General features: G+C 72.4%; 11 protein-coding genes and 3 pseudogenes. 4 read left to right on the top strand and 10 right to left on the bottom strand.

The window, feature by feature from the left end; genetic code table 11:
- Nucleotides 1-976, bottom strand: a pseudogene (locus ACFC8N_RS32955) (hypothetical protein); the annotation flags it as partial.
- A 541-nt stretch (nucleotides 977-1,517) separates the two neighbouring features.
- Here ACFC8N_RS32955 and ACFC8N_RS32950 point away from each other — a divergent pair.
- Nucleotides 1,518-2,717, top strand: a pseudogene (locus tag ACFC8N_RS32950) (DUF1996 domain-containing protein); the annotation flags it as partial.
- Nucleotides 2,718-2,762: 45 nt separating this feature from the next.
- On the opposite strand, the gene ACFC8N_RS32945 reads toward ACFC8N_RS32950, so the two are convergent.
- The gene (locus ACFC8N_RS32945; RefSeq protein ID WP_356034020.1) at nucleotides 2,763-3,479 is read right to left on the bottom strand and encodes a lipoprotein; all 717 of its coding nucleotides are present in this window, start codon (nucleotides 3,477-3,479) and stop codon (nucleotides 2,763-2,765) included.
- Between the two features lie 121 nt (nucleotides 3,480-3,600).
- Here ACFC8N_RS32945 and ACFC8N_RS32940 point away from each other — a divergent pair, with 121 nt between their 5' ends.
- The gene (locus tag ACFC8N_RS32940; RefSeq protein ID WP_356034022.1) at nucleotides 3,601-4,059 is read left to right on the top strand and encodes an NAD(P)H-dependent oxidoreductase; all 459 of its coding nucleotides are present in this window, start codon (nucleotides 3,601-3,603) and stop codon (nucleotides 4,057-4,059) included.
- Between the two features lie 155 nt (nucleotides 4,060-4,214).
- Here the strand turns inward: ACFC8N_RS32940 and ACFC8N_RS32935 are convergent.
- Nucleotides 4,215-4,562, bottom strand: a pseudogene (locus tag ACFC8N_RS32935) (GNAT family N-acetyltransferase); the annotation flags it as partial.
- 37 nt (nucleotides 4,563-4,599) lie between these two features.
- Nucleotides 4,600-5,397: an SAM-dependent methyltransferase gene (locus tag ACFC8N_RS32930; protein WP_362822997.1), complete on the bottom strand. Its 798-nt coding sequence runs from the start codon at nucleotides 5,395-5,397 to the stop codon at nucleotides 4,600-4,602.
- Nucleotides 5,398-5,705: 308 nt separating this feature from the next.
- Between ACFC8N_RS32930 and ACFC8N_RS32925 the strand changes: the two genes are divergently transcribed.
- Nucleotides 5,706-5,894, top strand: a complete 189-nt coding sequence (locus ACFC8N_RS32925) for a hypothetical protein (protein WP_376292187.1) — start codon at nucleotides 5,706-5,708, stop codon at nucleotides 5,892-5,894.
- Between the two features lie 56 nt (nucleotides 5,895-5,950).
- Nucleotides 5,951-6,463: a hypothetical protein gene (locus tag ACFC8N_RS32920; RefSeq protein ID WP_376292185.1), complete on the top strand. Its 513-nt coding sequence runs from the start codon at nucleotides 5,951-5,953 to the stop codon at nucleotides 6,461-6,463.
- A gap of 60 nt (nucleotides 6,464-6,523) precedes the next feature.
- Here the strand turns inward: ACFC8N_RS32920 and ACFC8N_RS32915 are convergent, their stop codons facing one another.
- The 6 genes from ACFC8N_RS32915 to fae all read right to left on the bottom strand — a co-directional run bounded on the left by ACFC8N_RS32915 (nucleotide 6,524) and on the right by fae (nucleotide 13,124).
- Complete coding sequence (locus ACFC8N_RS32915) at nucleotides 6,524-7,675, bottom strand: PP2C family protein-serine/threonine phosphatase (RefSeq protein ID WP_362823000.1); 1,152 nt, start codon at nucleotides 7,673-7,675, stop codon at nucleotides 6,524-6,526.
- Nucleotides 7,676-7,730: 55 nt separating this feature from the next.
- The gene (locus ACFC8N_RS32910; protein WP_376292183.1) at nucleotides 7,731-8,888 is read right to left on the bottom strand and encodes an iron-containing alcohol dehydrogenase family protein; all 1,158 of its coding nucleotides are present in this window, start codon (nucleotides 8,886-8,888) and stop codon (nucleotides 7,731-7,733) included.
- Nucleotides 8,889-8,918: 30 nt separating this feature from the next.
- Nucleotides 8,919-9,854 (bottom strand): NAD(P)-dependent oxidoreductase, encoded by a 936-nt coding sequence (locus ACFC8N_RS32905; RefSeq protein WP_356034034.1) that lies wholly within the window; start codon nucleotides 9,852-9,854, stop codon nucleotides 8,919-8,921.
- Between the two features lie 80 nt (nucleotides 9,855-9,934).
- On the bottom strand, nucleotides 9,935-11,455 hold the full coding sequence (locus ACFC8N_RS32900) for an aldehyde dehydrogenase (RefSeq protein WP_376292181.1): 1,521 nt from the start codon (nucleotides 11,453-11,455) through the stop codon (nucleotides 9,935-9,937).
- Nucleotides 11,452-12,564, bottom strand: coding sequence for a mandelate racemase/muconate lactonizing enzyme family protein (locus ACFC8N_RS32895; RefSeq protein ID WP_376292179.1), 1,113 nt, complete (start codon nucleotides 12,562-12,564; stop codon nucleotides 11,452-11,454). The genes ACFC8N_RS32900 and ACFC8N_RS32895 overlap by 4 nt, the downstream gene beginning before the upstream one ends.
- Nucleotides 12,561-13,124 (bottom strand): formaldehyde-activating enzyme, encoded by a 564-nt coding sequence (fae, locus tag ACFC8N_RS32890; protein ID WP_376292177.1) that lies wholly within the window; start codon nucleotides 13,122-13,124, stop codon nucleotides 12,561-12,563. Before fae ends, ACFC8N_RS32895 begins: the two co-directional genes overlap by 4 nt.
- Nucleotides 13,125-13,134 lie beyond the last annotated feature (10 nt).

Raw genomic sequence — 13,134 nt, 5'->3', positions numbered from 1 at the left:
CGCCGGGTGTCATCAAGGCCGTGGCATCCTGCCCGCCGGGGGTCATCAGCATCGACGCGCCCTGCGCTGCGGGGGCCATCAGGGTCACCACGCCCTGTGCGCCCGGAGCCGGCGACGCCTCGGGCCCTGGGGCAACGGGCGCCATCATGGCCGTCGCTTCCAGCGCACCGGGTGTCATCAAGGCCGTGGCATCCTGCCCGCCGGGGGTCATCAGCATCGACGCGCCCTGCGCTGCGGGGGCCATCAGGGTCACCACGCCCTGCGCGCCCGGAGCCGGCGACGCCTCGGGCCCTGGGGCAACGGGCGCCGTCATGGCCGTCGCCTCCAGCGCACCAGGAGTCGCACCGGGAGTCATCGACTGTGCCGGCGAGGGTGCCGGCTCCCGTGCGTCCGGCGTCATCGAAGCCGACGCCCCCCACGCGCCAGGTGCCGTCTGCTCCGACGTGCCCAGCGTCCAGAACTGTCCCGCTCCGTCGCCCCCGAAGTCGCCCAAGTCCGCTGTCGTGACCGGAAGTTCGGCCTGTCGGGGGACCGGCAGGGCCGCCCGCCCGCCGGCCGGTTCGGTGGGCAGGCCGCTCGGTGCGTCCTGGGGGGAGCCGCCTGCGGTCAGCTCGGCCACGGCGCGGCGGGCGGGGGACTGCTCCAGTTCCAGAGGGCGTCGGGCACCCGGTGTGCCGCCGCGGGGCAGCTCCCGGGAACGCGCGGGAGCCGGCGAGCGGCCGGGAAGCCGGTCCGCGGGAAGGGCCGCGGGGACGGTCGGGCCGAGTTTGGCGCGGGCCGCGTCGAACCACTGCCGGGTCATCTCGTCCAGCGCGGGTTCCGGCCGCCGCACCGACCGTTTGGCGAGCGGCACGCCCCGGGAGCGGGTCACCGCCGCCATGGCCCGCGTCGCGTTGAAGTTCCCGGTCTCGTTCTCCGCGCGGTCGTAGAGGGACTCGATCCGCTGGCGAACCTCGTCGCGGCTTTCCGGCGCCATGGAAGACGTGCTCCTTCCTTGCCCCGCAGGGCAGTTGGGCCGTTTCGTCCGGCTGGGCCGGGCGGCCAGGCGTCAACCTAGCCAAGGTGTGTACCTCGTGTGAAGGTTGAAGTGCGGAATGTCCGATACGTAATTGTGATGTTCGCAGTGACGTTCGAGGGGGAAGAGCCGAGGACCGCGATGTCCTGTGAGATTCTGGTGAATTCGCGATCCTGTTGAACATCGCGCAGCCGTCCTCCGTAGGAAACGGGGGATCTCCATCCCGGGCCGGTGAACCCAGACCGGCGAACCACAGAGGACGACCTTGGCACGCACCAGCCGTAGCCGTAGCCGCAGCCGTAGACCTCCGTCCGGTGCTCGCCGTACGACCCTCGCCGCCGCCGTCCTGCTCCTGGGCGGCGCCGCGCTGGTCGTGGCCGGTGTCCACTCCTCGGCGACCGAGGGGCGGGGGGCCGGCCGGGCAACCGCCGGTCCGGGCGCCACGGTTCGACAAGGCGCCGTCGGCCAGGGGCGGAGCGGAACCGGCCCGGCCCACGGCGTGAACGGCGCCGGGCAGGGCGGAAACGGGCCAGTCGTCTCCGACTACGCGGACATCACCTCCGCGGAACCCGCCCTGCCGGGCCCGCCCGAGCGGTCCGGCGCCTCGCGCGGCAGCTTCACCTCCGACTGCGGCGTCAACGCGGGCGGGCTGTTCAACTCCGACAACGTCATCGTCGCGCCCGGCGTCGCCAATGGCGCCCACCACGTCCACGACTACGTCGGCAACCAGGGCGACAACGCCTTCGCGAGCGACGACGACCTCGCGAAGGCGAGCACGAGCTGTGTGGACCGGGGCGACAAGTCCTCGTACTACTGGCCGGTGTTGCGCCTCCAGAACGGCACACGCGAGCGCGACGCAGGATCCCCGGGCGGCGGCACCGAGGGCAACGCCGGGCAGATCGTCACGCCGAAGCAGGTCACGCTGACGTTCGTGGGCAACCCGCGCGGCAAGGTCACCGCCATGCCCCGGCTGCTGCGCATCATCACCGGCGACGCCAAGGCCGTCGTCAACGGCCCCGGCAACGCCAACGCCTCCTGGAGCTGCACCGGTTACGAGGACCGGCAGCTGACGGACAAGTACCCGCTGTGCCCGGCGGGCAGCGACGTCGTGCGCACCTTCCGGTTCCAGAGCTGCTGGGACGGCCGCAACACCGACAGCGCCGACCACCGTGCACACATGGCCTTCGCCGGCCCCGACGGCGCGTGCCCGGTCGGCTTCCGTGCGATCCCCCAGCTGGTGCAGCGCCTCGTCTACGACGTCCGGGCGCCGAGCCTGCGGGACGGCGGCCGTACGGTCCCGCTGTTCGCGATCGACTCCTTCCCCGATCAGCTGCACAAGCCCGTCACCGACCACAGCGACTTCATCGACGTCTTCGACGCGAGCCTGATGCGCGAGATGGTCGACTGCATCAACTCCGGCCGCGCCTGCGCGCCCGGCCACGGCGGCTCCGGTACGGCGGCCGCGCCGACGGTCACCCCGAGCGCGGCATCGAGCGCGGCACCGAGTGCGCCATCGAGTCCCGACGCGTCGCCCGCACCGTCCCCGACCGTCCTCGCCGGGGCCCCCGTGCAGTCCCAACTCCGGTCGGCGCAGGGGGGATCGGCCGGGACCGGCGCCCATGTGTGGTCCTCGGTCCTCGGCACCCTGCTCGCCCTGTCCGGCCTGATCATGTTCCTCCGGGCCAGGCGCCTGCGCTACTGAATCTGGCCGGGTCGGGCCGCGGCCGGGACACGAACCCGGTGGTGCTCAGGCCGACGTGAGCGTCTGCTTGGCCAGTTCGTACGCCGGACGCATCGCCTCGTGCTCCTCGGTGTCCATGCCGCCGAGGTGCAGGACGACCGGCCCGTCGGGCGTGCTCACCGCGAGGGCGGTCTCCTTCTTGGTCTCCTCCAGGAGCTTGCTGGTGTAGAGGTACTCCACCTCCACGCCGGACAGGCCGCCGCCCGTCCTGACCGTGCGGTACGTCGCCTTGCTGGTGTTCTCCTCCGCGGCGACGAACTGCCGGAGCACCGTGCCCGCGTCGGCGTTGCCGTGCCTGCCGGTCCACACGCGCAGGAAGCCGATGTGGCCGGCCGGTTTGGCGTCGATCTCGCAGGCCGCGGTGACCGGTCCCTGGCGCAGGAAGCTGTCGGCGAGCGCTCCGGCCGGAGCGCCGCCGGAACCCTTCGACGCCTTCGACAGCTCCGCCTCGGCGTCGATCGACTTGGCCTTCCAGTGCCGGGCGATGCCGAAACGGACCGGCAGCGGGCAGTCCGAACCGGCCGCGCCGATCGTGCCGCCGCTCGCCGACGCCGTCCCCGTGGTCGCTCCGCTCCCCGTGTGCCCCGCGCCCTTCGCGGACGCCGACGCGCCCGACGCCTTCTTCCCGTCGGCGTCCGCCGACTCCGCGCATCCGCCGAGCACCGCCGCGAGCGCCACCGCCACGACCGCTCTGCCGCCCACGGACCCCACTCTGACCTGCATTGTTGTCTCCCCTCCTGGACAGGGGCGCAACTGTAACCGAGGACACGGACGGCACCGACCGCACGATGCCTCGCGGGTCCGCCCCGGCCGACCCGGTGGTCCGCTCACTAGGGTGCGGGGTGTGCCTACCTTGCTGATCGTCCATCACACGCCGTCGCCCAACTGCCAGACGCTGTTCGAGGCCGTCCTCTCCGGCGCGACGACACCGGAGATCGAGGGCGTTCGCGTCGTCCGGCGCGCGGCCCTCGCCGCCACCGCCTCCGACGTGCTGGAAGCCGACGGGTATCTGCTCGGCACACCCGCGAACCTCGGCTACATGTCCGGTGCGCTCAAGCATTTCTTCGACCAGATCTACTACCCCTGCCTGGACGAGACCCGGGGCCGGCCCTTCGGCTACTACGTGCACGGCGGCAACGACGTCACCGGCGCCGTCCGTGCTGTCGAGGCGGTCACCACCGGCCTCGGCTGGCGCCGCGCGGCCGAGCCGGTGACCGTCACCGGCGAGCCCGCCAAGGCCGACACCCAGGCGTGCTGGGAGCTCGGAGCCACCGTCGCGGCCGGGCTGATGCCCGACGCGTGACGTCGCGGAGCGGGGGAGTCCGCACAGTGCTCACCCTGCGCCACCGGCTGATCCCGCCCCCGGCCGACCTGGACACGCTCGACCCGGACCTGGACGTCGTCACCAACGTGCCCCGCCCGCACGAAGAGGCTGACGGCGGCCTCCTCCGTGAAGTCGTTGCGGCGCATCAGCGCGGCGGAGGCGGTGTTGCGCCCCTCCACGTCCGTGACCACGCACAGCGCTGCGGCCGCGGCCTGCCGAGCGCAGCACTCCTTCACCAGCCGGGAGGCCACCCCGCACCCCTGGAAGGCCGGGTCGACCGCGATCCCCTCCAGGTAGCCCCAGTCGGCCCGCTGTTCGAACGCCGGCGAGCCCAGCACGAACCCGGCCACCCGGTCTCCGTCCAGCATCACCAGACAGGCGCAGACAGATGCTCGAAACCGAGAGGCTGGAGCGTCAGTTCCTCGGGCGGGGGCGGCGCGTCGGTCATGGGCACTCCCTCCGGGCGGAATGTCGCGGCACATGTCCGTACCGGGCATCCGGCGCGGCCGTCCGTGACCGTCAGGGCTTGCGCGCCACTCCCACGAACACCGGCTGCACCTCGCGCACCCGTGTCTCCGGCCCGGGATGCCAGTCGCTGGCCGCGACGACGCCGGGCTCGCACAGCTCCAGACCGTCGAAGAACCGTGTCACCTCGGCGTGCGAGCGCGCCCGGACCGTCGCGCCGCCGGAGCGGTAGACGGCCTCGATCCGAGCCCAGACCTCCGGATCGAACGCGGCGCTGACGTGGGACAGCATCAGATGGCTGCCGGCCGGCAGCGGATCCAGCAGGGTCCGGACGACACCGTACGGATCCTGCTCGTCGGGGACGAACGGCAGCAGCGCGATCAGCGACAGGCCCACGGGCCGGCTCAGGTCCAGGTGCTCGCGGGCGTACTCCACGATCCGCTCCGGCTCGCGGACGTCGGCGTGCAGATAGGCCGTTCGCCCCTCCGGGGTGCCCTGGAGCAGGGCCTCGGCGTGCCGCAGCACGATCGGGTCGTTGTCCGCGTACACCACCCGCGCACGCGGCTCGACCGCCTGCACGACCTGGTGCAGATTCGGCTCGGTGGGGATCCCCGTGCCCACGTCCAGGAACTGGTCGACGCCCTGGCGGGCGACGTGACGGGCGGCGCGGTGCATGAACTCGCGGTTGGCCCAGGCCGTGTCCTTCACACCGGGGAAGACCTCCAGCACCGCGCCCGCGGCCTCGGCGTCGACGGGGTAGTGGTCCTTGCCGTCCAGGAACCAGTCGTATATCCGGGCGGGGTGCGGCCTGCCGGTGTCGATCCGCTCCGGGCTGAATCCGGTGTCTGTCACGTCGGCTCTCCGTGAAGATCGGGGGGTGGGTGCCTCGTGGTGCCTGTGAATCTATCGTGGCGTGTGAACTGCCGTACTTCAAAGGGGCATTCGGGGACGGTCTCCGCCAACGGAACGCCGGGGCACGTCGGTTGACCCGCGGCCCGGGTCAGCTCGCCGGCGCCGTCGCGCGTAAACCGTGACCGGCGGAGGGGGCGGACCGGTAGCGTGGGCGCATGTACGCCACACGGATCTCCCGGCGGGTGCGGACGCCCGGGAGGGCGGCACCTTCCGGGTCTCTCTCAGCTACGACGACGCCGTGCGCCACCATGACCACGACGACGAAGCCCACCGCGGCCGACGGCGGCACGGACGTGGAGATCCTGCGCGAGGGCGTCCCCGACGGCATCCCCCGAGAGGACAGCGAACTCGTCGAGAACCGGTTCGTCGAGAACCGTCCGCACTCCGGGAAAAAGGTCTCGAACGACGGAACCACCGCGAGGGAATTGCGGTCTTAAGGTCCGTCGAAGGCCGGGATCAGCCTGGTCGTTCCTTAACCGGGGGAATGAGACACATGTCCGTTCGCAGCCGCACGCACAGCCGTAAGATCCTGCTCACCGCCGTGGCCCTGACCGGCGGACTCACCCTGGCCGCCGTGACGCCCGCCCTCGCCGGTACCGGCGCGAGCCACACCACCCGGGCCGCCGCCGTGTCCTCGGCCCAGGGCGACCCGCGCAACGTCACCCAGCACGTCGCCGACTTCTACGGCGCCTACATCGACGCCGTCTGGGCCACTGACGACAGGTCCGCCGGCCCGGCCGCCGACGCCCTGCGCCGCTTCTACCTGTCCGCCGCCGCCCAGAAGAAGGTGGCCGCCTTCGAGAAGAAGGAGCACGCCGACGGGATCCTGTTCGCGCAGAGCGTGCCCGTGAAGTGGAACGTGGCCTACACCGGTTCCGGCGCGGGCCACGCCACCAGCCGTGTCACGCTCACCTGGAGCGACGCCAAGCACCCGCAGGTCACCCGGATCGACGTCCAGTCCGACCTGAGGACCCTGAAGATCACGGACCTCAAGCCGGTCCACTGAAGCCAGGGCGTGCGATCCCGCTCCGCCCCACTCGGGGCGGGGCGCGCGCCCTTCATACCGTCAGCCGTGCCGGTAGGCGTCGTCGCCTGCCCGGCCATGGTGCCGACGCCGTTCGACCACCGTGCGGTGCAGGGCGATGAGCGCGGCGTCGTCGTCCAGCCGGCCGCCCACGTGCGTGAGCAGATCGCGGCGCACATGGTGCATCAGCGCCTCGGGGCTGTCCTCGGTCCAGTGCGCCGCCCGCTCGGTCAGCGGATAGAACAGGCCGCGGACGTCCCTGGCCTCCACCACGCCGTCGGTGTAGAGCAGCAGGGTGTCGCCCGGTTCGAAGGAGAACACGTCCAGCGTGTGCTCCGCGCCGCCGTGCACGCCGAGCGGCGGCGAGGGGTGCAGGCTCGGCACGGTGACCGCGCTGCCGGGGCTCAGCAGCAGCGGCGGGGGATGACCGCAGCTGGTCATCCGGGTGAGGGGATCCCGGTCCGGTATCTCCACCAGCAGCGCGGTCGCGAACCGCTCGCCCGCCTCCTCCAACGGCTCCAGATCCGCCGCATAGCGGGTGATGCTCTGGTCCAGCAGCCCGGCCAGTTCGGGCAGCGGGATGTGCCGGTGCGCGCTCTCCCGGAACGAGCCGAGCAGCAGGGCGGCCTCGCCGATCGCGGCCAGCCCCTTGCCCCGCACGTCGCCGATCATCACCCGTACCCCGCCCTCGTACTGGGTCACCGCGTACAGGTCGCCGCCGATCTGCGCCTCGTCCTCCGCGGCCAGGTACAGCGAGGCGATCCGCAGCGGGCCGATCTGCTCGGGCAGCGGCCACATCAGCACGTGCTGCGCGGCCTCGGCGACCGAGCGGACCTGCGCCAGCTGGGCCTGCCGGCGCTCCCGCACGACGCTGTAGACCACCACCATCACCGACAGCACCGCGAGCGTGATGATCTGCACGACGTGGTTCGTGGTGGTGATGCCGCCGTGGGCGACGCCGATGAGGATCTGGGCCGCCAGGGCCAGTGCCCCGATCGCCGCCGTGGTGCGGGGGCCGGCGAAGGAGGGCGTGAGCGCGGGGGCGATCACCAGTGCCGGGCCGAGGTGCACGTTGGTGGGGGTCTGCAGGTCCACCACCGTGATCACCACGATGAGCAGGACCGGGAGCAGCAGCAGCGCGTGCGACGACAGCCAGGGATGCCGCGAACCCCCCGTCCCGAACGGGGGTCTCATGCCTCCAGCGTGCTCCCGGGCCGGACCCGCCGCACGTCAGGCTCTCCCCGACGGGTCAGTACACCCCGGTGAGGAGCTCCAGGACCTCCCGCTCCTCGGGCAGCCGGGGCGCGTTCTTCGTCACCGCGTCCGCGACCGCGCCCGCCGCGATCGACGGCAGCAGCGAGCGGTCCGCGCCGAGCGCGCGCAGCGGGCGCTTGACGTCGAGGGCGCCGGACAGCTCCCGCACCGCGGTCACGGCCGCCCGCGCCCAGTCGCCGTCGGCCGGCGGTGCCACGCCCAGCGCCCGGGCCGCCCGCTCGTACGGCTCCCGCGCCCGGGGCGTGCTGAACTCCATGACCTCCTCCAGTACGGCGGCGAGCGCGACTCCGTGCGGGGTGCCGGTGTGCGCGGTCAGCGCGTGCCCGATGCCGTGGACCAGGCCGAGTCCCGACAGGGTCAGGGCCTGGCCCGCGAGATGCGCGCCCATCATCAGCTCGGCCCGCGCCTGAAGGTCCGAGCCGTCCCGGTGGGCGAGGGGCAGGGCGTGGCCGATCATGGCCACGGCCTGGGCGGCGTATGCCGTGGAGAACGCGTTCGCGCCGCGCGAGGCCAGCGACTCGATGCCGTGCACGAGCGCGTCGATGCCGGTCGCGGCCGTCGCCGCCGGGGGCAGGCCGAGCGTCAGCTCCGGGTCCAGGAGGGCGACACGCGGCTTGACGGAGGGGTGGCCCAGGTACACCTTGCGGTAGGCCGCCGTGTCCTCGATGACGCCGAACCCGTTGGTCTCGGCGCCCGTCCCCGACGTCGTCGGTACGGCGATCAGCGGCAGCCCGTCGGCCGCCTCCCACAGCCGGTCGGCATCGGCGGCGGCCGCGTCCGGATTGCCCACCAGCAGGGAGATCCCCTTCGCCGCGTCCAGCACCGAGCCGCCGCCGAGCGCGACGACCACCGCGGGACCGAAGACCCGGGCCCGGGCGGCGCCCGCGTCGACGTTCCCGGTCGACGGGTTGGGCGCCACCTCGTCGTACACGGCGTGCTCCACTCCCGCCGCGCTGAGGATCTTCAGGACGCGCCCGGCGACGCCCGCCGTGCGCAGTCCCGGGTCGGTGACGACGAACGCCCGGTGGTGGCCGGTGGCCGCGATGAGTTCGGGCAGCAGCTCGATCCGGCCGGGGCCGAACTCGACCCGGCAGACGGCGTCGAGGCTCAAGGCGGTGAGAGGGTCGGTCATGGTGCGGCTCCTCGCAGGGATTCGGTGGCGTCAGACCGTGAGAGTGGTGGCGTCGAGGGCGGCGGCCGGCGACGGCAGCCTGAACTCCCGCCCCGCCAGCGCCTCGTAGAGCCGGATCGGACTCATCTCGCCCGCCGACGCGCCGTGGTGGGCCTTGGAACGGCGGTAGATCTGCTCGACCAGCGCCGACAGTTCCGTCGAGACCCCCACATCACGGCCGAGGTCGACGGCGAGTCCGAGGTCCTTGCAGGCCAGCGCCATCGCGAAGGAGTCGTCGTAGTCGCCGTCGGCGAGCACGCACATGATGTCGTGCTCCAGGAAGTGCGAGGCCGCCGGGGAGGCGAGCAGCGAGTTGCGCAGCACACCGAGGTCGACGCCCGCCCGGACGCCCATCGCGAGCACCTCGCTGGTGGCGACCAGGTGGCTGAACCACAACAGGTTGATCATGAGCTTGACGGTGTAGCCGGCGCCCACTGGGCCGACGTGCAGCACGCGGTCGGGATCGCCCAGCGCCTCGAAGACCGGCAGCGCGATCCGGAAGTCGTCGTCGGCGCCGCCCACGAAGATCTGGAGCGTGCCCGCCTCCGCGCCCCGCGCCATCCCGCTGACCGGCGCGTCCAGCCGGCGTATGCGCCGGGCGTCGAGCGCTTCGGCCGCGACCCGTGCGGCGGCGGCCGGAGTGGAGGTCGACATGTCGATCCACAACGCGTCCTCGGGCAGCGCCCCGGCGGCCCCGCCGCGCAGCAGCACCTCCTCCACGACGCGCGGGTCGGGCAGCATGGTGATCAGGAACTCGGCGCCCCGGGCGCACTCGGCGGGGGAGTCCGCCCAGCGCGCGCCCAGCGCGAGATGCTCGACGGCGGCCTCCGGCCTGCTGTCGTGCACGGTGACCAGATGCCCCGCGTGGATCAGATGGCGGGCCATGTGGCGTCCCATGTTGCCCAGGCCGATGAAACCGATCCTCATCAGTTGTCCTCGCTGAGAAGAGAAGAATGAAGGGGAGAGGGAGAGAGGGGAGGGGAAAAGGGTTGGTTCGCCCGGTCGGTTCAGGCGAGGTCGATCCAGGTCGTCTTGAGCGCCGTGTACGCGTCCAGCGCGTGCAGGGACTTGTCGCGGCCCGCGCCGGTCGCCTTGAAGCCGCCGAACGGGGTGATGACGTCGCTGGCGTCGAAGGTGTTGATCCACACGGTGCCGGCCCGCAGCCGCCGCGCGGTGCGGTGGGCCACGGTCACGTCCCGGGTCCACACGGAGGCGACGAGCCCGAAGTCGCTCTGGTTCGCGAGCCGTACGCCCTCGCGCACGTCACCGTCGTAGCACACCACCGCGAGCACCGGTCCGAAGATCTCCTCCTGGCCGACCACGGAGGTGTTCGCCACGCCGTCGAGGATCGTGGGTTCCAGATAGCTGCCGCCGGTCTCGGTGAGTACCCGCTCGCCACCCAGCAGCACGCTCGCCCCGTCCTGGACCCCGCGCGCGATGTAGTCCCGGACCGTGGCCAGTTGTGTCTCGTCCACGATCGGCCCCAGCACCGTGGCCGGGTCGAGCGGGTCGCCGACGCGGAAGGTCTCCCTGGTGATCCGGCATACGGCCGTGAGGAGTCGGTCCTTCACGGAGCTGTGCACGACGACTCGGGAGCCCGCGTTGCAGGTCTGGCCCGCGTTGTAGAAGATCCCCCAGGCCACGGCGGAGGCGGCGGCCTCGATGTCGGCGTCCGGCAGGACGAGTTGGGGCGACTTGCCGCCCGCCTCCACGGCGACCTGCTTGCCGTTGGACTCGCCCGCGTACACCTGGAACAGCCGCGCCACTTGCGCCGAGCCGGTGAAGGCGATCTTGTCGACGTCCGGATGCCGCCCGAGCGCCTGCCCGGCGACCTCGCCGCGCCCCGGGACCACGTTGAACACGCCCTCCGGCAGGCCCGCCTCGGCGGCGAGCGCGGCCAGCCGCAGCGCGGCGAGCGAGGTCTGCTCGGCGGGCTTCAGCACCACGCTGTTGCCGGTGGCGAGCGCCGGGCCCAGCTTCCAACTGGCGATCAGCAGCGCGTAGTTCCAGGGCACGACGGCGCCGATGACGCCGAGCGGCTCCCGGGTGACCAGCGCGAGCGCGTTCCCGGGGGTCGGGGCGACCTCGTCGTAGGTCTTGTCGATCGTCTCCGCGTACCAGGCGATCGTCTCGGCCGCCTTCGCCACGTCCACCCGCAGCGACTCGGTGATCGGCTTGCCCATCTCCAGCGTGTCGAGCAGCGCCAGCTCCTCGGCGTTCGCGAGGATCAGCTCCGCCCAGCGCAGCAGGACCCGCTTGCGCTCCTTGGGCGCGAGGTCGCGCCAGCGGCCGTCCTCGAACGCGGCCCGCGCGGACCGTACGGCACGGTCGACGTCCTCGGCGGAGGCGGCCCGCACCCGGGTCAGCAGCCTGCCGTCGCGTGGCGAGACCGTCGGGAAGCAGTCGTCGGAGGTGGCGACCATGAACGCGCCGTCGATGAACGGCCGGGTCTCGAAGACGAGTTTGTCGGCCGCGGCCAGCCACTCGTCGTAGGAGCGCGCCAGCAACTCCTCGATGGTGTACGTCACTTCACCCTCCAGCGGTCGATCGCGTCCTCGTCCAGCTGCACGCCCAGCCCCGGCCGGTCCGGCACTTCGAGACAGCCGTCGGCGTCCACACTCAGCGGCTCGGCGAGCATGAAGTCGCGGCGCTCGGGAGTCCAGCCGGGCGGGTCGTAGGGGAACTCGAAGTACGGGCCGCCGCCCACACCCGCCGACACCTGCAGGTTGGCGAGCACCCCGATGCCGTTCGTCCAGCTGTGCGGGGTGAACTGACGGTTTTTCAGCAGGGCCAGCTCGGCGAGCGTGCGGGCGCGGTGCATGCCGATCGCGAGGACGACGTCCATCTGGTAGACGTCGAGGGCGTCCTCCTCCAGACAGCGCAGCAGCTCGGGCACCGAGTGGTGCATCTCCCCGGCCGCGATGCGCACCCCCGGGTTCTCGGCACGCAGCCGCTTGAACCCGTCCAGGTCGGCGTACGGCAGCGGCTCCTCCACCCAGAACACGTCCAGCTCGGCGAGCCGGGCGATGATCCTGCGGGTCTTGGCGAGGTCGGAGGCGTTCGCGGTGTCACCCGCCATCCGCCAGGACTGGTTGAGGTCGACCATGATGTCGAAGCCGTCGCCGAGTTCCTCGCGTACGGCCCGGACCGCGGCGACGCCCTCGTCGACCCGGTCCCGGTCGATGCGGATCTTCAGCGCCCGGAACCCGGCCTCGCGCACCTTCAGCGCGGTCGCGACCCGCTCCTCGGGGGACTTCAGCTCACCGGACGAGGCGTACGCGGGCAGCTTCTTCGCGGCGTTGCCGAAGAGTTCGGCGACCGGGCGGCCGTGCACCTTCCCGATGATGTCCCACAGCGCGGCCTCCAGCGGCCAGTAGGGGGCGCCGTGGAAGCTGGCCGTCTCGATGGCCCGTACATGCCGGGTGATGGCGAGCGGGTCCTCGCCGACGAACAGGTGCCTGTAGGTGTCGAAGCCGTCCATGAGGTCGCCGGAGCCGATGCCGGTGATCCCCTCGTCGGTGTGCACACGCACGATCGTGGCGTCGAAGTGGCCGCGCGGCACCGGGTCCCAGGCCGCGCGGAACGGCGGGTCCAGCTCCAGCCGCAGCCGGTCGAGCGTGATGTCGGTGATCTTCATCGGGCGAGCACCTCCGCGGACGGCGTGTAGAACGGGTTCGCCGGACCCTCCTTCGCCGCTTCCAGCACGTCGGCCATCGAGGGCGCGCCCGTCACGGCGGCCCGGACGGCGCCGTACCCCGCCGCGCGCTGGTTGCGGAAGCAGACGTCGAGGTCGTCCACACCGGGGTTGACCCACACCGCCGCGATGACCAGCAGCTCTGCGGCCTCCTCGGCCGGGAGCAGGCCCTCGGTGACGGCGTCCAGCACACCCTGTGCCAGGCCCGCCTGGGCGCTGCCCCAGGTGGCCCGCTCGTGCAACTCGCCCACGGCAGCGGCCTTGGTGACGAACAGCGTCGCCGGCTTGACCGGGACCGAGGGCCGTACGACGGCCAGGAACGGCACATGCCCGGCGCTCGGCGTGGCCAGCGCGGTCGCCCACGCCGTCTCGACCGGGCCGCCCTTGCGGCCGATCACGACGTTGGTGTGCGCGGCGTTCACGCCGTCGCCGGTGAACGACTCGCCGATCAGCGCGGTCGCGGCGAAGGACTGCGTCGCGGCGGATGAATCCGGGGAAGGCATCGAGACTCCA

The sequence above is a fragment of the Streptomyces sp. NPDC055966 genome, from assembly GCF_042269865.1.
Taxonomy (GTDB): Bacteria; Actinomycetota; Actinomycetes; order Streptomycetales; family Streptomycetaceae; genus Streptomyces.
This window is presented reverse-complemented; position numbering and strand designations above follow the sequence as displayed.

Bases quoted from the DNA above. Each gene is read 5' to 3' on its own strand.
- ACFC8N_RS32945 (WP_356034020.1), bottom strand. From the start codon at position 3,479: ATGCAGGTCAGAGTGGGGTCCGTGGGCGGCAGAGCGGTCGTGGCGGTG.
- ACFC8N_RS32925 (WP_376292187.1), top strand. From the start codon at position 5,706: ATGACCACGACGACGAAGCCCACCGCGGCCGACGGCGGCACGGACGTG.
- ACFC8N_RS32920 (WP_376292185.1), top strand. From the start codon at position 5,951: ATGTCCGTTCGCAGCCGCACGCACAGCCGTAAGATCCTGCTCACCGCC.
- ACFC8N_RS32915 (WP_362823000.1), bottom strand. From the start codon at position 7,675: ATGAGACCCCCGTTCGGGACGGGGGGTTCGCGGCATCCCTGGCTGTCG.
- ACFC8N_RS32910 (WP_376292183.1), bottom strand. From the start codon at position 8,888: ATGACCGACCCTCTCACCGCCTTGAGCCTCGACGCCGTCTGCCGGGTC.
- ACFC8N_RS32905 (WP_356034034.1), bottom strand. From the start codon at position 9,854: ATGAGGATCGGTTTCATCGGCCTGGGCAACATGGGACGCCACATGGCC.
- ACFC8N_RS32895 (WP_376292179.1), bottom strand. From the start codon at position 12,564: ATGAAGATCACCGACATCACGCTCGACCGGCTGCGGCTGGAGCTGGAC.
- fae (WP_376292177.1), bottom strand. From the start codon at position 13,124: ATGCCTTCCCCGGATTCATCCGCCGCGACGCAGTCCTTCGCCGCGACC.